23 protein-coding genes are annotated in these 22,595 nt (G+C 73.7%); 16 read left to right on the top strand and 7 right to left on the bottom strand.

Annotated features, from left to right (window positions below; genetic code table 11):
- Positions 1-30 precede the first annotated feature (30 nt).
- The 6 genes from ACGFXC_RS28625 to ACGFXC_RS28600 all read left to right on the top strand — a co-directional run bounded on the left by ACGFXC_RS28625 (position 31) and on the right by ACGFXC_RS28600 (position 4,765).
- Positions 31-927: a RodZ domain-containing protein gene (locus tag ACGFXC_RS28625; protein ID WP_393717507.1), complete on the top strand. Its 897-nt coding sequence runs from the start codon at positions 31-33 to the stop codon at positions 925-927.
- A gap of 125 nt (positions 928-1,052) precedes the next feature.
- Complete coding sequence (rimO, locus tag ACGFXC_RS28620) at positions 1,053-2,549, top strand: 30S ribosomal protein S12 methylthiotransferase RimO (RefSeq protein ID WP_393717505.1); 1,497 nt, start codon at positions 1,053-1,055, stop codon at positions 2,547-2,549.
- Positions 2,546-3,202 carry a CDP-diacylglycerol--glycerol-3-phosphate 3-phosphatidyltransferase gene (pgsA, locus tag ACGFXC_RS28615; protein WP_393717503.1) on the top strand — a complete coding sequence of 219 codons (657 nt, stop codon included), beginning with the start codon at positions 2,546-2,548 and terminating at the stop codon, positions 3,200-3,202. The genes rimO and pgsA overlap by 4 nt, the downstream gene beginning before the upstream one ends.
- A gap of 86 nt (positions 3,203-3,288) precedes the next feature.
- Positions 3,289-3,768: a CinA family protein gene (locus tag ACGFXC_RS28610; RefSeq protein WP_393717501.1), complete on the top strand. Its 480-nt coding sequence runs from the start codon at positions 3,289-3,291 to the stop codon at positions 3,766-3,768.
- A 109-nt stretch (positions 3,769-3,877) separates the two neighbouring features.
- Positions 3,878-4,258, top strand: coding sequence for a helix-turn-helix domain-containing protein (locus ACGFXC_RS28605; protein WP_007266936.1), 381 nt, complete (start codon positions 3,878-3,880; stop codon positions 4,256-4,258).
- A gap of 198 nt (positions 4,259-4,456) precedes the next feature.
- The gene (locus ACGFXC_RS28600) at positions 4,457-4,765 is read left to right on the top strand and encodes a hypothetical protein (RefSeq protein ID WP_393717519.1); all 309 of its coding nucleotides are present in this window, start codon (positions 4,457-4,459) and stop codon (positions 4,763-4,765) included.
- On the opposite strand, the gene ACGFXC_RS28595 is transcribed toward ACGFXC_RS28600, so the two are convergent.
- From ACGFXC_RS28595 to ACGFXC_RS28580, 4 genes are all read right to left on the bottom strand, one after another.
- Positions 4,713-5,480: an SDR family NAD(P)-dependent oxidoreductase gene (locus ACGFXC_RS28595; protein ID WP_393717498.1), complete on the bottom strand. Its 768-nt coding sequence runs from the start codon at positions 5,478-5,480 to the stop codon at positions 4,713-4,715. The genes ACGFXC_RS28600 and ACGFXC_RS28595 overlap by 53 nt on opposite strands.
- Positions 5,481-5,516: 36 nt before the next feature.
- Positions 5,517-6,329, bottom strand: coding sequence for an Fpg/Nei family DNA glycosylase (locus tag ACGFXC_RS28590; RefSeq protein WP_393717497.1), 813 nt, complete (start codon positions 6,327-6,329; stop codon positions 5,517-5,519).
- 159 nt (positions 6,330-6,488) lie between these two features.
- Complete coding sequence (locus ACGFXC_RS28585; RefSeq protein WP_393717495.1) at positions 6,489-7,169, bottom strand: hypothetical protein; 681 nt, start codon at positions 7,167-7,169, stop codon at positions 6,489-6,491.
- Positions 7,170-7,325: 156 nt separating this feature from the next.
- A complete protein-coding gene (locus tag ACGFXC_RS28580) occupies positions 7,326-11,918 on the bottom strand; it encodes an ATP-dependent helicase (protein ID WP_393717493.1) in 4,593 nt (1,530 codons plus the stop codon).
- Between the two features lie 79 nt (positions 11,919-11,997).
- On the opposite strand from ACGFXC_RS28580, the gene ACGFXC_RS28575 reads away from it, so the two are divergent.
- The 3 genes from ACGFXC_RS28575 (at position 11,998) to ACGFXC_RS28565 (ending at position 13,987) form a co-directional block, all read left to right on the top strand.
- Positions 11,998-12,852: an AraC family transcriptional regulator gene (locus ACGFXC_RS28575; protein WP_393717491.1), complete on the top strand. Its 855-nt coding sequence runs from the start codon at positions 11,998-12,000 to the stop codon at positions 12,850-12,852.
- A 122-nt stretch (positions 12,853-12,974) separates the two neighbouring features.
- The gene (locus ACGFXC_RS28570; RefSeq protein WP_393717517.1) at positions 12,975-13,682 is read left to right on the top strand and encodes an AzlC family ABC transporter permease; all 708 of its coding nucleotides are present in this window, start codon (positions 12,975-12,977) and stop codon (positions 13,680-13,682) included.
- The gene (locus tag ACGFXC_RS28565; RefSeq protein WP_393717490.1) at positions 13,679-13,987 is read left to right on the top strand and encodes an AzlD domain-containing protein; all 309 of its coding nucleotides are present in this window, start codon (positions 13,679-13,681) and stop codon (positions 13,985-13,987) included. The genes ACGFXC_RS28570 and ACGFXC_RS28565 overlap by 4 nt, the downstream gene beginning before the upstream one ends.
- Here ACGFXC_RS28565 and ACGFXC_RS28560 read toward each other — a convergent pair.
- Positions 13,956-14,921, bottom strand: coding sequence for a hypothetical protein (locus tag ACGFXC_RS28560; protein WP_393717488.1), 966 nt, complete (start codon positions 14,919-14,921; stop codon positions 13,956-13,958). The two genes, ACGFXC_RS28565 and ACGFXC_RS28560, sit on opposite strands and share 32 nt — an antisense overlap.
- A gap of 80 nt (positions 14,922-15,001) precedes the next feature.
- On the opposite strand from ACGFXC_RS28560, the gene ACGFXC_RS28555 reads away from it, so the two are divergent.
- Both ACGFXC_RS28555 and ACGFXC_RS28550 read left to right on the top strand, forming a co-directional pair.
- Entirely contained in the window at positions 15,002-15,196 is a 195-nt protein-coding gene (locus ACGFXC_RS28555) for a DUF3046 domain-containing protein (protein ID WP_030650223.1), read from the top strand.
- Positions 15,197-15,327: 131 nt separating this feature from the next.
- Positions 15,328-16,416 (top strand): AI-2E family transporter, encoded by a 1,089-nt coding sequence (locus ACGFXC_RS28550; RefSeq protein ID WP_393717515.1) that lies wholly within the window; start codon positions 15,328-15,330, stop codon positions 16,414-16,416.
- On the opposite strand, the gene ACGFXC_RS28545 is transcribed toward ACGFXC_RS28550, so the two are convergent.
- Entirely contained in the window at positions 16,367-17,146 is a 780-nt protein-coding gene (locus ACGFXC_RS28545) for a Clp protease N-terminal domain-containing protein (RefSeq protein ID WP_393717486.1), read from the bottom strand. The genes ACGFXC_RS28550 and ACGFXC_RS28545 overlap by 50 nt on opposite strands.
- 174 nt (positions 17,147-17,320) lie before the next feature.
- Between ACGFXC_RS28545 and ACGFXC_RS28540 the strand changes: the two genes are divergently transcribed.
- A complete protein-coding gene (locus tag ACGFXC_RS28540; RefSeq protein ID WP_393717484.1) occupies positions 17,321-17,875 on the top strand; it encodes an HPP family protein in 555 nt (184 codons plus the stop codon).
- 81 nt (positions 17,876-17,956) lie between these two features.
- Here the strand turns inward: ACGFXC_RS28540 and ACGFXC_RS28535 are convergent, their stop codons facing one another.
- Positions 17,957-18,382 carry a hypothetical protein gene (locus tag ACGFXC_RS28535; RefSeq protein ID WP_393717482.1) on the bottom strand — a complete coding sequence of 142 codons (426 nt, stop codon included), beginning with the start codon at positions 18,380-18,382 and terminating at the stop codon, positions 17,957-17,959.
- A gap of 294 nt (positions 18,383-18,676) precedes the next feature.
- On the opposite strand from ACGFXC_RS28535, the gene ACGFXC_RS28530 reads away from it, so the two are divergent.
- The 4 genes from ACGFXC_RS28530 (at position 18,677) to recX (ending at position 22,435) form a co-directional block, all read left to right on the top strand.
- Positions 18,677-19,528 (top strand): serine protease, encoded by an 852-nt coding sequence (locus tag ACGFXC_RS28530; protein ID WP_393717480.1) that lies wholly within the window; start codon positions 18,677-18,679, stop codon positions 19,526-19,528.
- A gap of 167 nt (positions 19,529-19,695) precedes the next feature.
- Complete coding sequence (locus tag ACGFXC_RS28525) at positions 19,696-20,550, top strand: methyltransferase domain-containing protein (protein ID WP_393717478.1); 855 nt, start codon at positions 19,696-19,698, stop codon at positions 20,548-20,550.
- Between the two features lie 196 nt (positions 20,551-20,746).
- Complete coding sequence (gene recA, locus ACGFXC_RS28520; protein WP_393717476.1) at positions 20,747-21,859, top strand: recombinase RecA; 1,113 nt, start codon at positions 20,747-20,749, stop codon at positions 21,857-21,859.
- 3 nt (positions 21,860-21,862) lie between these two features.
- Positions 21,863-22,435, top strand: a complete 573-nt coding sequence (gene recX, locus ACGFXC_RS28515) for a recombination regulator RecX (RefSeq protein ID WP_393717474.1) — start codon at positions 21,863-21,865, stop codon at positions 22,433-22,435.
- Positions 22,436-22,595 lie beyond the last annotated feature (160 nt).

Raw genomic sequence — 22,595 nt, 5'->3', positions numbered from 1 at the left:
CAGGTGGCTACACGCTCGAAAGGCGCCCTCGTGTCCATCGGCAACTCCAACTCCCCCGAAGAAGAGCGGCCTTCGACCGACGACCGGTCCGAGGACCGTCTCGTCGAACGTTCCGTCGAAGGTCCGTCCATCGGGACGGCCCTCAAGAAGGCCCGGATCGCCGCCGGGCTGACAGTCGACGAGGTCAGTTCCACCACCCGCGTGCGCATCCCGATCGTGCACGCGATCGAAGAGGACGACTTCACGCGGTGCGGCGGCGACGTCTACGCCCGCGGTCACATCCGTACGCTCGCCCGCGCCGTGCACCTCGATCCGGCACCCCTGATCGACAGCTTCGACGCGGCCCACGGCGGCCGGCCGGCACCCACCCCCGCCGCGCCGATGTTCGAAGCCGAGCGGATCCGCCCCGAACGGCAGCGGCCCAACTGGACCGCCGCCATGGTCGCCGCCATCGTCGCCGTGATCGGCTTCGTCGGCTTCACCGCCTTCGGCGGCGGGGACGACGAGGGCAAGCGGCCCGTGGCGGAAGGTTCCGCCGCCCCGCAGCCCGCGCCCAAGAAGCCCGCGGGCAAGCCCGCCGCCCAGCCCCAGCAGACCCCGAAGGCCCCCAAGCCGGAGCCCTCGGACAGCGCCATCGCCGCGGCTCCCAAGGACCTCGTCACGGTCGTCCTGACGGCCGACACCGGGGAGAGCTGGATCTCCGCGAAGGACCACAGCGGCCGGCTGCTGTTCGACGGCACCCTCGCGCACGGCGAGTCGAAGACCTTCACGGACAAGGAGTCCGTCGACCTCGTGCTCGGCGACGCCGGCGCCGTCAAGCTGTTCGTGAACGGCAAGGAGATCAAGGAACGCTTCCAGCAGGGTCAGGTGGAACGCCTCACCTACACCAGGGACGATCCCCGTGAGGGTCAGGCCCAGGCGGGCTGACCAGCGCGGAACAAGAAATTCCAGATCCCCGGGACCCCGTGCGGCACCAGCCGCCGGCCCCGGGGATCTTGCCGTGGGGGGACTTGGGGCGGGGGGCGCCGTCCGGACGAAGTAGTCTTGAGTCCATGCCCGAACGCCGTACCGTCGCCCTTGTCACTCTTGGCTGCGCCCGTAACGAGGTGGACTCGGAGGAGCTCGCAGGCCGCTTGGCGGCGGATGGCTGGGAGCTCGTCGAGGACGCCGCCGACGCGGACGTAGCCGTCGTCAACACCTGTGGCTTCGTCGAAGCCGCCAAGAAGGACTCCGTAGACGCCCTGCTGGAAGCCAATGATCTGAAGGATCACGGCAAGACCCAGGCCGTCGTCGCCGTCGGCTGCATGGCCGAGCGCTACGGCAAGGAGCTCGCCGAAGCGCTCCCCGAAGCCGACGGGGTCCTCGGCTTCGACGACTACGCCGACATCTCCGACCGCCTCCAGACGATCCTCAACGGCGGCATCCACGCCTCCCACACCCCGCGCGACCGGCGCAAGCTGCTGCCGATCAGCCCGGCGGACCGCCAGGACGCGGCGGTGGCCCTGCCCGGCCACGCCCAGGAGCCGGTCGCCGAAGCCCCCGCCGACCTGCCGGACGGGGTCGCCCCCGCCTCCGGGCCGCGCGCCCCGCTGCGCCGCCGCCTGGACAAGAGCCCGGTGGCCTCGGTCAAGCTGGCCTCCGGCTGCGACCGGCGCTGCTCCTTCTGCGCCATCCCGTCCTTCCGCGGCTCCTTCGTCTCCCGCCGCCCCAGCGACGTGCTGGGCGAGACGCGCTGGCTCGCCGAGCAGGGCGTCAAGGAGATCATGCTGGTCTCCGAGAACAACACCTCGTACGGCAAGGACCTCGGCGACATCCGGCTGCTGGAGACCCTGCTGCCGGAGCTGGCCGGGGTGGACGGCATCGAGCGCGTCCGCGTCAGCTACCTCCAGCCCGCCGAGATGCGGCCCGGGCTGATCGACGTCCTCACCTCGACCCCGGGGGTCGTCCCGTACTTCGACCTCTCCTTCCAGCACTCGGCCCCCGACGTGCTGCGCGCCATGCGCCGCTTCGGCGACACCGACCGCTTCCTGGAGCTGCTGGACACCATCCGCTCCAAGGCCCCGCAGGCCGGCGTCCGGTCCAACTTCATCGTCGGCTTCCCCGGCGAGAAGGAGTCGGACTTCGCCGAGCTGGAGCGTTTCCTCACGCACGCCCGCCTCGACGCCATCGGCGTCTTCGGCTACTCCGACGAGGACGGCACCGAAGCCGTCACCTACGACGGCAAGCTGGACGCGGACACCATCGCGGAGCGCCTCGCACACATGCAGCGCCTCGCCGAGGAGCTCACCTCGCAGCGCGCGGAGGAGCGGATCGGGGAGACCCTGGAGGTGCTCGTCGAGACGGTCGTCCCGTTCGACGAGGCGGAGGAGGGCGAGGGTGCCTACGGGCGCGCCGCCCACCAGGCTCCCGAAACGGACGGCCAGGTCGTCTTCACGGACGGCGCGGGACTGGTCCCGGGGCGTATCGTCACCGCGAAGGTGGTCGGGACGCTGGGTGTGGACCTGGTGGCCGAGGCCCTTGACGCGGATCTTGAGGAGGCGGCCGGATGACCGGTGTCCCGGCACCAGCGGCGGGCGGGACCGGCCGTCGGCCCGCGCCCGGCGCGAAGCTCGGGACCGCGGCCGTCAATCAGGCCAGCCTGTGGAACATCGCCAACATCCTGACGATGATCCGGCTCGTCCTCGTGCCGGGATTCGTCCTGCTGCTGCTCGCCGACGGGGGATACGACCCCGTCTGGCGGGCGTGGGCGTGGGCGGCCTTCGCCGTCGCCATGATCACGGACATCTTCGACGGACACCTGGCCCGGACGTACAACCTGGTCACGGACTTCGGGAAGATCGCCGACCCCATCGCCGACAAGGCGATCATGGGGTCGGCTCTCGTGTGCCTGTCCTGGCTCGGCGACCTGCCCTGGTGGGTGACGGGAGTCATCCTCGGCCGCGAGCTCGGGATCACGCTCATGCGCTTCTGGGTGATCCGCTACGGCGTCATTCCGGCCAGCCGGGGCGGCAAGCTGAAGACCCTCGCCCAGGGCACCGCCGTCGGCATGTACGTCCTCGCGCTGACCGGGCCGCTCGCGACCCTGCGCTTCTGGGTGATGGCGGTCGCCGTCGTGCTGACGGTGGTCACCGGTCTGGACTACATCCGCCAGGCCGTGGTGCTGCGCCGGGCCGGTCTCGCCGCGGAGCGGGCCGCGACGTGACATACGGGACGGGGGAACGGCCGCAGGACCGCGCTGCGGCCCCGGCGGGTGCGCCGGCCGCGGATCTGGCCGGGGACGTCCTGCGGATGCTCGCGGAGCGTGACCAGACGCTCGCGGTCGCGGAATCGCTGACCGGCGGGCTGGTCGCGGCGGAGATCACCGCGGTGCCCGGGGCCTCCCGCTCCTTCCTCGGCTCGGTCACGGCGTACGCCACTGAACTCAAGCACCGCGTCCTCGGGGTGGACGCGGAGCTGCTCGCGGCGGAAGGCGCGGTGAACGCGCAGGTGGCGGCGGAGATGGCGGCCGGAGTGCGGCGCGTGACCGGTGCCACGTGGGGAATCGCGACCACGGGAGTGGCCGGTCCGGAGCCGCAGGACGGCCGGCCGGTGGGCACGGTCTTCATCGCCGTGGCCGGTCCCGGGGGCAGGAAAACGGCCCCGTTGAGGTTGAACGGCTCCCGTACGGAAATTCGTAGGGAGAGTGTACGGACAGTGCTCGAACTTCTCTCGAGCGAACTCCGCGAGAATCTGCGGGGGCAGGATACGGAACAGAACGGGGGGATTTGATGTTTGCAGCCCTGAGTGAACACGACATCGCTCCCCGCACGGCCGCGGCGCGAGGCGGTACGGTGGGGCGTGAAGGTTACGGCTACACGGTCAGAGGAGGGAGCCACCGATGATTCTGCTCCGTCGCCTGCTGGGTGACGTGCTGCGTCGGCAGCGCCAGCGCCAGGGCCGTACTCTGCGCGAAGTCTCCTCGTCCGCCCGAGTTTCGCTCGGCTATCTCTCCGAGGTGGAGCGGGGGCAGAAGGAGGCATCCTCCGAGCTGCTCTCCGCGATCTGCGACGCGCTGGACGTACGGATGTCCGAGCTGATGCGCGAAGTCAGCGACGAGCTGTCGCTGGCGGAGCTTGCGCAGTCGGCCGCCGCAAGCGAACCGGTGCCGGCACCGGTGCGCCCGATGCTCAATTCGGTCTCCGTGGCTTCGGTCACGGGCGGCCCGGAGCGGGTGACCATCAAGGCACCCGTGGAAGCGGTGAATGTCGTAGCCGCTTGAGCGTGACGACAAGCATGTGAGCGTGGCGGGAGCCCCGGATGGTGCGCGAAGCACCGGCCGGGGCTCTTTGCCGTCCCCGGACCCGCGGCGCGGCGCGGCGGGTGTTCTGGGTGCGGGGGGCGGGGTCCTGCGGGAGGATGGGGCCGTTCGGGATCCGGCCCTCCCCCGACTCCGTCCGGCGGGAGGTCCCCCGTGGAGGTGGCCGTGCGGAGGTTGCTCATACCCCTCGCGCTGACGGTGGGCGTGCTCTGGTGGTGGGCGGTGCTGCGGCTGGCCCTGGTGCCGGAGAGCGCCGGGGCGGTGGAGGGGGCCGTGGCGGTGGGCGGCTGGGGGCTCGGGCTGCTGCCGGTCCACTGCACGGCGCGCGGACCCGTACGCAGGACGCGGACGCGCGATGGGGCGGGTGAGGGGGACGGGGAGGGCGCGGGAGGCCTCGGGGGTCCGCCCGCCGGGGCTACCAGGGCATGGACACTCCGCCGTTCGGGCGCAGGATCTGGCCCGTCATGAAGGACGAGGCGTCGCAGGCCAGGTAGAGCACCGCCTGGGCGATGTCCTCGGGCTGCCCGACCCGGCGCAGCGGGGACATCCGGACCATGGCCGCCTCGGTCTGCTCCTGGACCCCGGCGCCGTGCCGGCCCGTCATCGGGGTACGGATCCAGCCCGGTGCGACCGCGTTGACACGGATGCCGTGCGGCCCGGCCTCGGTGGCGAGGGTCTTCGTCAGCTGGACCACGGCCGCCTTGGCGGCGCTGTAGCAGAGCAGGCCGGGCTGGGCGGCGTCCACGGCGCCGGAGGCCATGGTCACGACGGAGCCGGGGCGGCCGGCGGCGATCATGGAGCGGACGGCCTCCTGGCAGGTGCGCAGGACGCCCTTGAAGTTGATGTCCAGGATCCGGTCGAGGTCCTCGTCGGTGGTGTCCAGGACGCTGCTGGTGTGCATCACCCCGGCGATGGCGGCGGTGATGTCGAGGGGCCCGGCCGCGGCGACCGCGGCGCGCAGGGCCGCGCGGTCCGTGACGTCGAGCGGGTGGGCGGTGGCGGCGCCGCCGGCCTTGGTGATCAGGGCCGCGGTCTCGGCCAGGCCGGGCTCGTCGCGGTCGGCGCAGTGCACGGCCGCGCCCGCCCCGGCGAGCAGCAGGGCGGTGGCGCGGCCTATGCCGCTGGCGGCGCCGGTGACGAACGCGGTGCGGCCGGTGAGGTCGTACGCGGTGGGTGTGGGCATGCAGGGACCGTACGAGTGGATCTGACGGGGCGTCAACTATGCTGCCGGGGCCGGACCGGACTGGCAGCGCGGGCACCAGTACGTCGGCCGGCCGTCCTGCGGGGCCTCGCGGACGGGGGTGCCGCAGCGCAGGCACGGGCGGTGGGCGCGGCCGTAGACGAAGAGTTCCTGGCCGGGGCGGTGGCGGCCGGTGGTGTTGCGGTGCCGGAACCGGCCGCCGTCGCCGATGTTCGCGGCCAGCAGGCGCTGGGCGGCGGCGGCCAGCCGGGGGAGGGTGGTCTGCGGGTCGGGGAGGGCGCCGACGGGGGTCCAGGGGGTGGCCTGGGCCAGGAAGCAGAGCTCGGATTTGTAGATGTTGCCGATGCCCGCCAGGTTGCGCTGGTCGAGGAGGGCCTCGCCGAGCGGGCGGCCGGGGGTGGCGAGCAGGTTGGCGGCCGCCGCGTCCGGGTCCCAGTCGGGGCCGAGGAGGTCGGGGCCGAGATGACCCACCACGTGGTCCTCGTCGGCGGTGCGGAGCAGTTCGAGGACGGGGAGGCGGTAGCCGACGGCGGTGGCGTCGGCGGTGCCCAGGACGGCCCGGATCTCGTAGGAGGGGCCGCCGTGCCACTTCTGGCCCGGGCCGAAGACGTACCAGGCGCCGTCCATGCGCAGGTGGCTGTGGAGGGTGAGGCCGCCTTCGAGGCGGGTCAGGAGGTGCTTTCCGCGCGGGGTGACGTCCAGGGTGGTGCGGCCGGTGAGGTCGGCGGTGGCGAAGCGGGGGACGCGCAGGTCGGCGCTGGTCAGGGGTTTGCCGGCGAGGGCGGTGTGGAGGCGGGCCGCCGCGCGGTGGACGCTGTCTCCTTCGGGCATGGCCCCATTGTCGCCCGGGGAAGCCGGGGAAGCCGGGGAGGCCTGGTTGCGAGGGGTGCGAGGGGCGCGGGCGGGCGGCGCGGGACGGGGCGAGCCCCCGCGCCGGGGTGGCGGTGCGGGGGCCCGTCGCGGGGCGGGCGCGGTGTGGCGCGCCGGCCGTCACTTCCAGGTCAGGCCCTCCTTGAGGGTGAACGGGTCACCCCAGTACTTGGCGCCGGCGACCTTGGTGTCGGCCGAGGGGGCCAGCGCGACCGCGCAGGAGGTCTGCGTCTGGCCGTTGGTGAAGCCCTTCGGCAGCGAGTCGTCCTTGCACTTGTCGAACTTGCCGATGATGTAGAGGTCCTGGGCCTCGGTGCCGTCACCGAGCAGGCCCTTGACGTGGCTGACCGAGGTGAAGGAGAGGTCTGTGGTGCCCGTGTTCTTCACCGTGTAGTGGATGTAGTAGGGCACCTTGCCCTTGACCTTGTCGCCGAGCTTGAGCACGTCCAGGTCCGCGGCCTGGCCCTGCTCGATCTTGGTGACGGAGAGGGCGATCTGCCCCTTGGTGCTGCCGGAGGCGAACGGGAACTCGGCCGCCTCGCCGATCTTGTACTGCTGGCCGGGCTTGGCCGCGCCGGCGGCGCCGCCCGAGGACGGGGCGGCGGGCGAGGACGGGGCGCCGCCGGAGGCGCTCGCGCTCGGCGAGGCGGGGCCGCCCGGCTGGGGGGCGGTGGCGGAGGCGGACGGGCCCGCCGGGGCCACGTCCTCGTTGCCGTCCTTGCAGCCCGTGAGGACGAGGGTGGAGGCGACCGCGAGGCCGGCCGCGGCCAGGGTGGTTCTGCGCATGCCGAAGGTGCTCATTTTCTGATCCCCCATGGAGGTGACGTGCACGCCGGTGACGTGCGTGATCACCTTGATAAAGCATGGATAAGCGTGTGCGGGCCCCGAGGGCCGTCCGGCGGCCATTTCGTGACATGCCCAAGACATACGTGGCGGGCCTGAGACGGCCCCGGGCGCTCAGCGGCGCAGCCGCAGCCCCCTCGGGGTGGCGTGGAAGCCGGCCTCCTCCAGGGCGCGGCCCAGCGGGGAGGTCAGGGCCGCGGCGGCGTTGATCCGCTCCACCGTGAGGTCCGGCAGGGTGCCCGCCCGCGAGCCCGCCGCCAGTGCCGCCGTCGCCGCGGCCAGGCGCGGATCCTCGGCGTCGGGCCAGGACAGCAGGGTCTTGCCGCCGCGCTCCAGGTACAGGGCGAGGTCACCGTCGACCAGGACCACCAGGGAGCCCGCCTTGCGGCCCGGCTTGTGGCTGGCGCCGCCCGGGGGCTCCGGCCAGGGCAGGGCCGCCCCGTACGCGTTCGCGGGGTCGGCGGCGGCCAGCACCACCGCCGCGAGCGGGGGCGGCGTCCGTTCGGCGGCCCGCAGCCGGTCCACCGCGCCGTCCATCGCGAACTGGGCCGCGCCCAGCCCCTCCACCACGTAACCCCGGCGGGCCTGACCGCTGTCCTCGAAGGCGGACAGGACCCGGTACACCGCGCTGAACCCGCCCTCGATCCCCTCGGCGGCCACGGCCCCGCGCGTGACCACCCCGTGCCGGTCCAGCAGGGTCCGGGCGAGCGCGTGGGCGCGGTGCGTCGGATCGGGCGCGGGGGCCGGGAGCAGCGACCAGCGCCCCGAGACCGTGGGCGGGCCCGTACGGGACGTGGTGGCGGTGAGGGATCCGTACCGGCCGCGCGGCACCGTACGGCGTGCCCGGTGCGCGGTGGCCCCGGCCGTGCGGCCCGAGCCCAGCAGGGAGCGCAGCGGGGCCAGCGTGTCGTTGGTCACCCGGCCCGACCAGGCCAGGTCCCACAGGGCGGCGGACAGCTCCAGCTCGGAGGCCTGCGCGGACACCGCGCGGACGGACTCCGCGAGCTGCCGGAAGAACAGGGCGTGCCCCGAGGAGAGGGCCTCCAGCACCTGCTGGTGCAGGGGGCCGAGCTCCAGCGGGTGGGCGGGCGGCAGCAGCAGGGGCGCCGCGTCCGCCAGGTAGAGGGAGATCCAGCCGTCCTTGCCGGGCAGGGCGCCCGCGCCCGCCCACACCACTTCGCCGGTCGTGGTCAGTTCGTCGAGCAGGGCCGGGGAGTAGCCCGCCACCCGGGAGGGCAGGATCAGCCGCTCCAGGGCGGAGGCGGGCACCGGGGCCCCCTGGAGCTGTTCGACGGCGCGGGCCAGGCCGTCGATGCCGCGCAGCCCGCCGCCCAGGTGCTGCCACTGCGGCAGGAAGGTGGCCAGGGCCGTAGGGGGGACCGGTTCCAGCTCCTGCCGCAGCGCCGCCAGCGAACGCCGCCGCAGCCGGCGCAGCACCGCCGCGTCGCACCACTCCTGTCCGATGCCCGCGGGATGGAACTCGCCCTGGACGACCCGGCCCGCCGCCGCGAGCCGGTGCAGGGCGCCCTCCGTCACCGCCGCGCCCAGACCGAAGCGGGCGGCGGCGGTGGCGGTGGTGAACGGCCCGTGGGTGCGCGCGTGCCGGGCGAGGAGGTCCCCGAGGGGGTCCTTGACGGGCTCGGTGAACGCCTCCGGGACGCCGACGGGCAGCGCCGTGCCCAGGGCGTCGCGCAGCCGGCCCGCGTCCTCCACCGCCGCCCAGTGGTCCGCGCCGCCGATCCGGACCCGGATCGCGCGGCGGGCCGCCGCCAGCTCCGGGGCCCAGCCGGGCTCCGCGCCGCGCGCCGCCAGTTCCTTGTCGGTCAGCGGGCCCAGCAGGCGCAGCAGGTCGGCCACCGACTCGGCGTCCTTGGCCCGCCGGTCCGGGGTCAGCCACCGCAGCTCGCGCTCCAGTTCCTCCAGCACCTCGGCGTCGAGGAGTTCGCGCAGCTCCGCCTGGCCGAGCAGTTCGGCCAGCAGCCGGGAGTCCAGCGAGAGGGCCGCCGCCCGCCGTTCGGCGAGGGGGGAGTCCCCCTCGTAGAGGAACTGGGCGACGTAACCGAAGAGCAGGGAGCGGGCGAAGGGGGAGGGCTCGGGGGTGGTGACCTCGACCATGCGCACGCGCCGCGCCTCGATGTCCCCCATCAGCTCCGTCAGCCCCGGTACGTCGAACACGTCCTGGAGGCATTCCCGTACGGCCTCCAGCACGATCGGGAACGAACCGAACTCCGATGCGACCTGGAGCAGCTGCGAGGCCCGCTGGCGCTGCTGCCACAGCGGGGTGCGCTTGCCCGGACTGCGGCGCGGCAGCAGCAGCGCGCGGGCCGCGCACTCGCGGAACCGGGAGGCGAACAGGGCCGACCCGCCGACCTGGTCGGTGACGATCCCGCTGACCTCGCCCTGCTCGAACGCCACGTCGGCCGCGCCGAGCGGGGCCTGTTCGTCGTCGGAGCCGAAGCCGGCGGCGGGCGCCGCCGGATCGTGGTCGAGGAGGTCCATGGAGAGCAGGTCGGCATCCGGCAGGCGCAGCACGATCCCGTCGTCGGCGTGCATCACCTGGGCGTCCATGCCGTACTTCTCGGCGAGGCGGGCACCGAGGGCCAGCGCCCAGGGGGCGTGCACCTGCGCACCGAAGGGGGAGTGGACCACGACCCGCCAGTCGCCGAGTTCGTCGCGGAACCGCTCGACGACGATGGTCCGGTCGTCGGGCACGTGTCCGCAGGCCTCGCGCTGTTCGGCGAGGTACGCGATGACGTTCTGGGCGGCCCGCGCGTCCAGACCGGCCGCCAGCAGCCGCAGCCGGGCGTCCTCCTCGGTGAGGCCGCCCAGCTCGCGCAGGAACGCGCCGACCGCGCGACCCAGTTCGAGGGGCCGGCCGAGCTGGTCGCCCTTCCAGAACGGGAGCCGGCCCGGTACCCCGGGGGCGGGGGTGACCAGGACCCGGTCGCGGGTGATGTCCTCGATCCGCCAGGACGTGGTGCCCAGGGTGAACACGTCCCCCACGCGGGACTCGTAGACCATCTCCTCGTCGAGCTCGCCGACCCGGCCGCCGCCCTTCTTGGGGTCCGAGCCCGCCAGGAAGACGCCGAACAGACCGCGGTCCGGGATCGTGCCGCCGGAGGTGACGGCCAGGCGCTGCGCGCCGGGCCGGCCCGTGACGGTCCCCGCGACCCGGTCCCACACCACCCGGGGCCGCAGCTCCGCGAAGGCGTCCGAGGGGTAGCGGCCCGCCAGCATGTCCAGCACGGCGGTGAACGCCGACTCCGGCAGCGCCGCGAACGGCGCGGCCCGCCGGACGAGCGCGAGGAGGTCGTCCAGCTGCCAGGTGTCCATCGCCGTCATCGCGACGAGCTGCTGGGCAAGTACGTCCAGCGGGTTGGCGGGGACGCGCAGGGACTCGATCGATCCGGTGCGCATCCGCTCGGTGACCACCGCCGCCTGCACCAGGTCCCCCCGGTACTTGGGGAAGACCACCCCGGTGGAGACCGCGCCCACCTGGTGTCCGGCGCGGCCGACGCGCTGGAGTCCGGAGGCCACCGAGGGCGGCGATTCCACCTGCACCACCAGGTCGACGGCGCCCATGTCGATGCCGAGTTCGAGGCTGGAGGTGGCCACCACGGCCGGCAGCCGGCCCGCCTTGAGGTCCTCCTCGACCAGGGCCCGCTGCTCCTTGGAGACCGACCCGTGGTGCGCGCGGGCCAGCAGCGGCGGGGCCCCGAGCGCGGCGCCCGACTGGGCCATGACCTCGGCGGGCGGCGAGCCCTCCGGCATCGGCTCGCCCACCGCCCGCTCGTAGGCGATCTCGTTGAGCCGGTTGCACAGCCGCTCCGCGAGGCGGCGGGAGTTGGCGAACACGATCGTGGAGCGGTGCGCCTGCACCAGGTCCACGATCCGCTCCTCGACATGGGGCCAGATCGACGGCTTGTCGCCGCCCTCCTTGCCGTCGGTGGAGGGGGAGCCGCCCAGCTCGCCCATGTCGTCGACCGGGACGACCACCGACAGGTCGAACTCCTTGTCCGAGGGCGGCTGCACGATCTCGACCCGGCCGCGCGGGGCCAGGTAGCGGGCCACCTCCTCCACCGGCCGGACCGTCGCCGACAGGCCGATCCGGCGCGCCGGGCGCGGCAGCAGCTCGTCGAGCCGCTCCAGGGACAGGGCCAGGTGCGCCCCGCGCTTGGTCCCCGCCACGGCGTGCACCTCGTCGAGGATGACCGTCTCGATGCCGGTCAGCGCCTCCCGGGACGCCGAGGTCAGCATCAGGAACAGCGACTCCGGCGTGGTGATCAGGATGTCCGGCGGCCGGGTGGCCAGCGCGCGCCGCTCGGCGGGCGGGGTGTCGCCGGAGCGGATCCCCACCCGGATGTCCGGCTCCGGCAGGCCCAGGCGCGCCGACTCCTGGCGGATCCCGGTCAGCGGGCTGCGCAGGTTGCGCTCCACGTCCACCGCGAGGGCCTTGAGCGGGGACACGTACAGCACGCGGCAGCGCTTCTTCGGCTCGGCGGGCGGCGGAGCGGAGGCGAGCCGGTCCAGGGCGGCGAGGAAGGCGGCCAGCGTCTTGCCGGACCCGGTGGGCGCCACGACCAGCACGTCGGAGCCCTCCCCGATCGCCCGCCACGCCCCCTCCTGGGCGGACGTGGGCGTACGGAAGGCCCCCGAGAACCACGAGCGGGTCGCGGGGGAGAACGAATCGAGCGCAGCGCCTGGCATGCCCCCATCGTGCACCCGGCCACTGACAACGGGCCGGACCTGCGCGGACGCGCCCGCGGGCGGCGCGCAGAATGGGGTCATGGGAACGGACGGGAGCGGCGCCCGGCGCGCCGGGCGCGGGGAGTGGGCACGGCACTGGCAGCCCGCGCAGCTGCCCGGGCTGGATCTGCTGCGCGCCCACTACGTGCGCCACACCTTCCCCCGCCACACGCACGAGGGCTACGTCATCGCGGCCGTCACCGGCGGCATCGAGGAGATCGGCCTGCCCGCCGGCACCCTGCGGGCCGGGCCGGGCAGTGTGGTGCTGATCAACCCGGAGGTGGCGCACACCGCCCGCGCCGGGGTGCCCGAGGGCTGGGCGTACGCCACCCTCTACCCCTCCCGGGACCTGATCGCCGAGGTCGCCGCGGAGGTGGCGGGGCTGCGCGGCACCCCCGGCTTCACCGCCGACATGGTCGCCGACGCGGACGCCTCGCGGATGATCACCGAGGTGCACCGGGCCGCCGAGGCGGGCAACGCGCTCGCCGCCGACACCCTGCTGCGCGGCGTCGTCGCGCGGATGCTCGCCCGGCACGCGGGCCCGCTGCCCGCCCGTACGGTACGGCGCGCGGGCGCCGCCGACGCGGAACGGGCCCGGAGCGTGCTGGAGGAGCGGATGGCGCGGCCGCCCTCGCTGGAGCAGCTCGCGGCGGAAGTGGGCACCAGCCCCTTCGCCCTGCTGCGGGCCTTCCGGGACCGGTACGGGATGCCGCCCCACACCTGGCTCACCGATGCCCGGGTCCGCCGGGCGCGCCTGCTGCTGGAGGCCGGTACCGCCCCCGCCGAGGCGGCCGTCACCGTCGGCTTCACGGACCAGCCGCACCTGAACCGGCACTTCACCCGGATCGTGGGCGTCCCGCCCGGCGCGTACCGGCGCGAGCGGGCGGCGGGCTAGAGCGGCCCGGCGCGCCCGGCCGGCCCGGCCGGGCGCCGCGGGACCCCGCCCGACGTGCAAGAACGTACAAGACCCGGCCGCACCGGCCCGCGTACGTTCGCCGGGTGGGAGAACATCGAGTGGTGATACCAGAGGCCCGCGCCGACGACGCGGGGCCCGGCCCCGGGCGGCCGCGGGCCGCCGTCGTGCGCGACGCGCTCGGGGTGGGAGTGGCCGTCGGGCTGTCGGGGTTCGCCTTCGGGGTGACCGCCGCCGGCGCCGGGATCAGCGTGCTCCAGGCCTGCGCGCTGAGCCTGCTCGTCTTCACCGGAGCCTCGCAGTTCGCGCTGGTCGGCGCGCTCGCGGCGGGCGGCAACCCCTTCACGGCGGCTGCCGGGGCCTTCTTCCTCGGCACCCGCAACGCCTTCTACGGGCTGCGGCTGTCGCGGCTGCTCGCGCTGCCCCGCGCGGTGCGCCCCCTCGCGGCCCACTGGGTGATCGACGAGACCACCGCCGTGGCGCTGGCCCAGCCCGACCGCAGGTCCGCCCGGCTCGGGTTCACCGTCACCGGGCTCAGCCTCTACCTGCTGTGGAACCTGACCACCCTGCTCGGGGCGCTCGGCGCGGAGGCCATCGGGGACACCTCCGCCTGGGGGCTGGACGCGGCCGGGCCCGCCGTGTTCCTCGCGCTGCTCGCGCCGATGCTCAAGAGCGGCACCGAGCGGGCCGTCGCGGCCCTCGCCCTCGTCCTCGGTCTGGGCTTCCTGCCCGTGCTGCCGTCCGGGGTGCCCGTACTGATCGCCGCGCTGGCCGCACCCGCCGTGCTGTGGCTGAAGGGACGCCGACCGTGAACGTCTGGATCGCCATCGGGATCACCGTCGTCGGCTGCTACGCCGTCAAGCTCGCCGGACTCCTCGTACCGGCCGGCGCCCTGGAGAAGCCCGCCGTGCGCCGGCTGTCCGCCCTGCTGCCGGTCGCGCTGCTCGCCGCGCTCACCGCGCAGCAGACCTTCAGCACCGGCCACGAGCTGGTCCTCGACGCCCGGGCCGCCGGTCTCGCCGCCGCCGGGCTCGCGCTGCTGCTGCGCGCCCCCTTCCTCGTCGTGGTCGCGGCCGCGGTGCTCGTCACCGCGGGCGTGCGGGCGCTGGGGGGCTGACCGGGCCCACCGGCCTGCCGTACGCGCGCAGCGTCAGCAGCGCCTCCAGGGTGGCGATCGGCCGCCGCTCCAGCGAGCTGCCCGGGGCCCAGGCCCTGCGGTGCACCGGCCAGCCGCCGTCGGGCTGCTGCTGGGCCGCGAGGAAGTCCAGCGAGCGGCGCATCTCCTCGTCGGTGAACCAGCCGCGGGCCAGGGATTCGGGCCGGCCCGCGTAGTCGTACGGGAAGAGCCGCTCGTCCGCCGCGCGGCCGGGGGCGGGCGGGTGCTCCGCGCGCAGGTCCGGGTCGAGCACCGCCAGGCGCCGCTCGCGCACCAGCCGGCCCAGCCGGTCGGCGGCCGCCGCGGCGCGGGGGCGGTCGGGGGCGCCGTCGAGGAAGGCGACCGCGCCCTGGACCTCGTACGGGTGCCAGTGGCGCAGCGTCTCGATCCGTTCCCAGCAGAAGTCCGTGGCCCGGAACAGCCAGGCGTGCCAGATCCGGTTGCGGTGCAGGAGACCGACCACGGGACCGGTGGTCAGCAGCTCGCCCGGCGGGTCGTCGTGCACGGGGTGGTACGGGGCGCCGGGGTAGGCGCGCGGGCCCGGCAGCACCAGCGGGAGGGCGCCCTCGGGGGTGGAGACCCGGGTCAGGTGGCGGCAGAGCCGCTCGATGCGCTGCCCGGAGCAGCGGCCGAGGCCGTCGAGCACCCGCAGCGCGTGCGCGGTGTGCAGGGGCTGGCTCAGCGGACCCCGCAGGTCCGGGTCCAGCGCGTGGCCGTAGCCGCCGTCGCCCCCCAGGTAGGCGCCGAGCGCGGCGTCCACCGCGTCGGCTTCCCCGCCGAGGAAGTGGAAGGAGAAGCGCCGCTGCTCCAGCACCCGGGCCGTGAGCCAGATGAACGGTTCGGCGCGCGCCAGCGGGGCCTGCGGGGCCGGCGGGGGAGATGCGTCTCCAGGCATGCGTGCCACCGTAGGGCGCCCGGTCGGGGCGGCGGGGACCAACGGGGCGGGTGCACTCTCCCGGGCGGGATACTGGGGGCATGCGGTTGACGATTTTCTGGGAGCGGATGGCGGAGCACTTCGGTGCGGGCTACGCGGACTCCTTCGCCCGGGACCACGTGATGACGGAGCTCGGCGGACGCACGGTCCACCAGGCGCTGGAGGCGGGCTGGGAGGCCAAGGACGTCTGGCGCGCGGTGTGTTCGGCGATGGACGTGCCGGCCTCGCTGCGCTGACGCGGGCACCGCTTCGCGGTTCGCGCGGCGGGCCGGGCAGACTGGGCGTCGTGGCAGCCAGTGATGAGACGACGACCGACCCGACCGCGGACCCCGGGGAGGCTCCGCCGCCCGTGGCGGCGGACGCCCGGATGCCGCGCTGGCTGCCGCGCGCGGTGGTCCTCGTACTGGCCCTGGTCGCCTGTTTCCAGCTGGGCAGCTGGGCCTTCCACCAGCTGATCGGGCTGCTCGTCAACATCCTGATCGCGTTCTTCCTCGCGCTCGCGATCGAACCCGCCGTGGCCAGGATGGCGGCCCGCGGGATGCGCCGCGGGCTCGCCACCTTCCTCGTGTCCTTCGCCGTGTTCGCCGCGGCCGCGGGTTTCCTCGCGCTGCTCGGCTCGATGCTCGCCGGTCAGATCGTCGACATCGTGGAGGGCTTCCCCGGCACCCTCGACTCGGTCATCAACTGGATCAACACCACCTTCCACACGGACCTGTCCCGGCTGGACATCCAGGACAGCCTGCTGCATTCGGACTGGCTCCAGAAGTACGTGCAGAACAGTGCGTCCGGCGTCCTCGACGTGTCGACCACCGTGCTCGGCGGCCTCTTCAAGCTGCTGACGATCGGCCTGTTCGCCTTCTACTTCGCCGCCGACGGGCCCCGGCTGCGGCGCGCGCTGTGCTCCGTGCTGCCGCCCGCGAAGCAGGCGGAGGTGCTGCGGGCCTGGGAGATCGCCGTCGCCAAGACGGGCGGCTACCTGTACTCCCGCGGGCTGATGGCGCTGATCTCCGGCATCGCGCACTACGTCGTCTTCGTGTTCCTCGACGTGCCGTACGCGCCCGCCCTCGCGGTGTGGGTGGGGCTGGTGTCCCAGTTCATCCCCACCATCGGCACCTACCTGGCGGGCGCGCTGCCGATGCTGATCGCCTTCACGGTCGACCCCTGGTACGCCGTGTACGTGCTCGGGTTCGTGGTGGTGTACCAGCAGTTCGAGAACTACGTGCTCCAGCCCAAGCTGACCGCGCGGACGGTGGACATCCACCCGGCGGTGGCCTTCGGATCGGTGATCGCGGGCACCGCCCTGCTGGGCGCGGTCGGCGCCCTCATCGCGATCCCGGCCGTGGCGACCCTCCAGTCCTTCCTCGGCGCCTACGTCAAGCGCTACGAGGTCTCCGAACCGGAGCCGGTCAGGACTCCTGCGCGGACCCGCCGAGTACGGTGGCCAGGAGCGCGGTGATACGGGCCTCGGCCCCGGCCTTGTCGAGCCCGAGGCCGCTCAGCACGCCGTCGCCGTCCTCCAGTTCGAGCAGGGCGAGCAGGACGTGCTCGGTGCCGACGTAGGCGTGGCCCATGCGCAGGGCCTCGCGGAAGGTGAGCTCCAGGGCCTTCTTGGCGCCGGCGTCGAAGGGGATCAGGGCAGGCAGCGGGGCGGCCGAGGGCTCCGGCAGGGCGGCGGTGGCGGCGGCGCGCACGGCGTCGGCCGTGAGCTCGCGGGGGGCGAGGACCGTGGCCCAGAGTCCCTCGGGCTCGGCGAGCAGGCCCAGGATCAGGTGCTCGCGCCGGATCTCGGCCTGGCCGCCGGCGCGGGCCTCGTTCTGGGCGCTCACCACGACGTTGCGGGCGCGGGGGGTGAAGCGCCCGAAGCCCTGGCTCGGGTCGAGTCCGGGGTCGCCCTCCTTGTCGGCCTTGGGCACGAAGCGCTTCTGCGCGGCCTGCCGGGTGACGCCCATGCTGCGGCCGATGTCGGTCCAGGAGGCGCCGGAGCGGCGGGCCTGGTCGACGAAGTGTCCGATCAGGTGGTCGGCCACGTCACCGAGAGCCTCGGCGGCGACGACGGCGCCGCTGAGCTGCTCCAGCGTGTCGGGGTGGACCTTCTTGATGGCCTCGATCAGATCGTCGAGGCGCACCGGGTTGGTCATGCGGACGGGTTCCACGGGCTCAACGGGTTCCACTGAGGGGTTCGTCATGAGTGCAACCCTAGGTTGACATCTCCGAGGGTGTCAACCGTTGGTTGTCAGTTGCGTCCGTCCCGTCTCGTCCCGTCCCGTCTCGTCCCGTCGCGTCGCGCGCCGGTGGCGCGATCGGCGCGTATAGGGCGGGAATGTGGACCGCCGGTACACCTGACGGTCATGAGCGTGGACATGACTACCAAGCAGACCGCCCCGCCGGCGGCCGGACCCGGCCGGCTGGCCGTCCTGAGGCCGTTCGCGGGGCGGGCCCCCGCCCCCCTCGCGCCCGCCCGGTTCACCGCCCTGCACAGCGGCGGGGTGGCGGCGGCCGCGCTGCTCGTGCTCGTCGGCGCCGGTGCGCTGCTGCGCGAACCCGTACTGATCCCGCCGATCGCGGCGAGCGCGGCCATCGTCTACGGGGTGCCCGCGCTGCCGCTGGCCCAGCCGCGCAGCGTCATCGGGGGGCACCTGCTGTGCGCGGCGGTCGGCTATCTGGCGCTGGCCCTGTTCGGGCGGGACCCATGGGTGGCGGCGCTCGGCGCGGGGGTGGCGGTGGGGGTCATGACCCTGGCCCGGACCCCGCACTCCCCGGCGGCGGCGAGCACCGTGGTGGTGGTGCTCCAGGCGCCGGACCCGGTGTGGTTCGTGCCGCTGCTGGCCGGGGCCGCGGCGGTGCTGGTGCTGGCGGGGATGGTCTCCTCGCGGCTGCGGCCGAAGGCCGTGCGCTACCCCGTGTACTGGTGGTGAGGCGGGCGGACGGTACGTGGTGCGCCGGCGGGCGGAGGGGCGGGGACGCGTCCCCCTCCGCCCGCCGGTCCCGGGTCACCGTCAGGCGGCGGGCTGGCTCTGCCCGGTCAGCAGGCCGAGCAGCTGGTCCATCTCGCCCCGCCAGATGCGGTGCACGTTCATCCGGGTCGGCGAGGTGTGGCCGGGGAGCTGGAGGCGGAACGAGCTCCAGACGGCGTTGCGCCGGACGTCGGTGACGGCGCCGACGGCCTGGTTCGGCGGTATCGCGAAGACGATCTCCTGCGGACGGTTGCTCATCCGGCTCGCCTTGTGGAGGACCACGGCCTGCTCGGTCACGGTGACGAAGTAATAGGTGAGGAAAGCCTGGCCGATGAGGCCGAGCATGCTCATCAGCCACACGCTGGGGCCGGCGACGGCCTGGATGGTGACGATGGGCCGGTCGGTGGGGTTCGCCTGGGTGAGGGCGTCTGCCACCTGCTGCTGGATCGTGGCCTTCTTGATGGCCATGGGTCCTCCTGAGCGGAATCTCGCGGCCCCCGTCGTCGGGGGCACCGCAGGGTACCGGCCATGAAAAGGCGGTTTTTCGCCAGGTGGGGGCGGAAGCCCATGCGTCCCGGTATGCGGTCGCCTGCCCGGCTCGGGGGAGTTGGGGGGATTGCGGGGAGAAGCCCCGGAGGTGGCGGTGGGTATCCGATCCACAACGGGCAAGGCGCTCTTGTGAGTTGACTCCTCTCAATTGAGAATGCGCATGACAACCGAAGGATCTTCGGTCGCATTCGTCATCCAGAGGGGAACCCCCACATGAACAAGCCTCTCGCCGGCCTCGCGCTGTCCCTGCTCCTCACAGGAGCCGCGGCGGCACCGGCCGTTGCCTCGGCGCCCCGGGACACCGGCGCGCCGACGGCCGCGTCCGCACCGGCCGCCGTCACCTACGCGGGCACCGTCGCGCTCAGCAACTGTTCCGGCTCGGTCGTCCGCGCGCCCGGCTCGCAGCCCGGCGACCCCGCCCTCGTCCTCTCCAACGGACACTGCCTGGAGACCGGTTTCCCGGCGGCCGGCGAGGTCCTCGTCAACCGCTCCTCCAGCCGCTCGTTCTCGCTGCTGGGCGCCTCGGGCTCGACGGTCGCGACGCTGCGCGCCAGCAAGATCGCGTACGGGACGATGACGGACACGGACGTCTCGCTGTACCAGCTGACCAAGACGTACGCGCAGATCCAGAGCCAGTACGGCATCAGCGCGCTCACCCTCAACGACGTCCGCCCCGCCCAGGGTTCGTCGATCAAGGTGGTCTCCGGCTACTGGAAGCGCACCTACAGCTGCAGCGTCGACGGGTTCGCGTACCGCCTCAAGGAGGGGGCCTGGACCTGGAAGGACTCGGTCCGCTACACCTCGTCCTGCAACACCATCGGCGGCACCTCCGGCTCGCCCGTCATCGACACGGCCACCGGCAAGGTCGTCGCCGTCAACAACACGGGCAACGAGGACGGCCAGCGCTGCACGGACAACAACCCGTGCGAGGTCGACCAGAACGGCAACGTGACGGTCCGCAAGGGCATCAACTACGCGCAGGAGACCTACATCCTCGTCCCCTGCATCGGCCCCGGCAACCAGATCGACCTGAACCGCCCCGGCTGCACCCTGCCCAAGCCGTAGCCTCCCGCGCCGCCTCCGCGCCCGGCCCGGCCGCCGCCACCGCGGCGGCCGCGCCGGGCGCTCGCGCGCCCCCGTCGTGCGGGACCCGGGCGAGAAATCACAGGTGCCGCCGAGGGGCGTCTCGTACCCTCGTCCTCACCGCCCGCCGCACATCCCCTGAGGAGCCTGTGAAGCGCTTCGATCTCCACGCCAGGATCCCGTCGCTCGTGGAGGTCATGGCCGCCGCCGACCACAGCCCGGACGCCCAGCTGGTACAGACGCGCCACCGCGTGTCACTCGTGGGGAGCTGGGACATCGAGCCCGGTTCCACGGTCCTCGAACTGGGTTGCGGACAGGGCGACATGACCGCCGTCCTCGCGGAGGCCGTCGGGCCCCGGGGACGCGTGGTGGCCGTCGACGTCGCCGATCCGTCCTACGGGGCGCCGGTCACGCTCGGGGAATCGGCGGCCCGGCTCGCGGCGAGCCCGCTCGGGCCGCGCATCGACCTTCGCCTGAACACGGATGTCCGCGACCTGTCGGTCGACTTCCCCTCCGGCGAGTTCGACCACGTGGTGCTCACCCACTGTTCCTGGTACTTCGCCTCGCTCGGGCAGCTGCGCGACACGCTGGCCCGGGTGCGTCCCTGGGCGCGGCGGCTGTGGTTCGCCGAATGGGACCTGACGCCCTCCTCCGGCGACCAGCTGGCCCACCTGCTCGCCGTGCTGATCCAGAGCCAGATCGAGGCCGCGGGCTCACACGGCGAGGGCAACATCCGTACGCCCTTCTCCCGCGAGGCGCTGCTGCGGCTCCTGCCCGAGGCGGGCTGGACGGCGGACGGCGACGGGCCGGTCGACACCGGCGCGCTCCAGGACGCGGACTGGGAGATCACCGCCTGTCTCGACCTGGTCACCGGCGGAGAACGGCTGGCCGCGCTGTCCGAACCGGTACGGCAACTCGTGCTCGGCCAGACCGACGTCCTGCGGGCCGTCGCCGCACCGCACGGCAACCACCCGCTCGCGGCCTATTGGGTCACCGCGCGCTGAAGCCTTCGGAGAGACGGGTCATCCGCGCCGGGACCGGCCCCGGCCGCGGCCCCGGCGTGGTGCGCTTGACAGGGAAATCGAACATCCATTCTGATGAGTTATCCACAGCCGAACCGGGCGTGGGAGCGCATTGTCAGTGGCAGGCGTTAGCGTCAATGGCGTGAAGCGATCGACTCAAGCAAACCGGGTGGAACCCATGGCAGGCACCGACCGCGAGAAGGCCCTCGACGCCGCGCTCGCACAGATTGAACGGCAATTCGGCAAGGGTGCGGTCATGCGCCTCGGCGACAAGCCGAACGACCCCATCGAGGTCATCCCCACCGGGTCGACCGCGCTGGACATCGCCCTCGGCGTCGGCGGGCTGCCCCGCGGCCGTGTGATCGAGGTCTACGGACCGGAGTCCTCCGGTAAGACCACCCTCACGCTGCACGCCGTCGCCAACGCGCAGAAGGCCGGCGGCACCGTCGCCTTCGTGGACGCCGAGCACGCGCTCGACCCCGAGTACGCCAAGGCCCTGGGCGTCGACACCGACAACCTCATCCTGTCCCAGCCGGACACCGGCGAGCAGGCGCTGGAGATCGTGGACATGCTGGTCCGCTCCGGCGCGCTCGACCTGATCGTCATCGACTCCGTCGCGGCGCTCGTGCCGCGCGCGGAGATCGAGGGCGAGATGGGCGACTCGCACGTGGGTCTCCAGGCCCGTCTGATGAGCCAGGCGCTGCGCAAGATCACGGGTGCGCTCAACCAGTCCAAGACCACCGCGATCTTCATCAACCAGCTCCGCGAGAAGATCGGTGTGATGTTCGGCTCGCCCGAGACCACCACCGGTGGCCGCGCGCTGAAGTTCTACGCCTCCGTACGTCTCGACATCCGCCGCATCGAGACCCTGAAGGACGGCACGGACGCGGTCGGCAACCGCACCCGCGTCAAGGTCGTCAAGAACAAGGTCGCGCCGCCGTTCAAGCAGGCCGAGTTCGACATCCTCTATGGCCAGGGCATCAGCCGCGAGGGCGGCCTGATCGACATGGGCGTGGAGCACGGCTTCGTGCGCAAGGCAGGTGCCTGGTACACGTACGAGGGCGACCAGCTCGGCCAGGGCAAGGAGAACGCCCGCAACTTCCTGAAGGACAACCCCGACCTCGCCAACGAGATCGAGCGGAAGATCAAGGAGAAGCTGGGCGTGGGTGTCCGCAAGGACGCGGCCGCCGCTGGTGACGAGCCGGCCGCCGCGCCGGCCGACGCCGCTGCCGTGCCCGCCCCGGCGTCGAAGGCCAAGACGACGGCCAAGGCCGCCGTCGCCAAGAGCTGACCCGTGCGGGAGCAGGAGAGGGGCGGCGGGAACGGCGGCCGTGAGGGCCGCCAGGAGCTGCCGCCCCAGAGTCCCGAGGAGCAGGCACGGGCGATCTGCCTGCGCCTGCTCACCGGGATGCCGCGGACCAGGCGCCAGCTCGCGGACGCCCTGGCGAAGCGGGGCATCCCCGAGGAGGTGGCGCAGGAGGTCCTCTCCCGGTACGAGGAGGTGGGCCTGATCGACGACGCCGCCTTCGCCGGCGCCTGGGTCGAGTCGCGCCACCGCGGCCGGGGCCTGGCCCGCCGGGCGCTCGCGCAGGAGCTGCGGACCAAGGGGGTGCACACCACCCTCGTGCAGGAGGCGCTCGAACAGCTGGACTCCGAGCAGGAGGAGGAGACGGCCCGGGAGCTCGTGGACCGCAAGCTCCGCTCCACCCGGGGCCTGGAGCGGGAGAAGCGGATCCGGCGGCTCGCCGGGATGCTCGCCCGCAAGGGATACCCGGAGGGCATGGCCCTGCGGGTGGTCCGGCGCGCCCTGGAGGCGGAGGGCGAGGACACCGACGACCTCGGGTACCCGGGGTACTCGGCGGGCTGAGACGGCCGGACCGTCAGCGGCCGGACTGCCGGGCCGGCAGGGGGCCGGAGCCGTGGATCCGGCCGTGCCGGTGTGCGCGCGGCGGAGCCGGTGGCCCCGGGCCGCCGGTCCGGAGCGGATCCGGCGCAGCGGCCCGAAGCCGGGGGCTCCGAGCGGGGAA

Source organism: Streptomyces sp. NPDC048507 (assembly GCF_043199995.1).
Taxonomy (GTDB): domain Bacteria; phylum Actinomycetota; class Actinomycetes; order Streptomycetales; family Streptomycetaceae; genus Streptomyces.
This window is presented reverse-complemented; position numbering and strand designations above follow the sequence as displayed.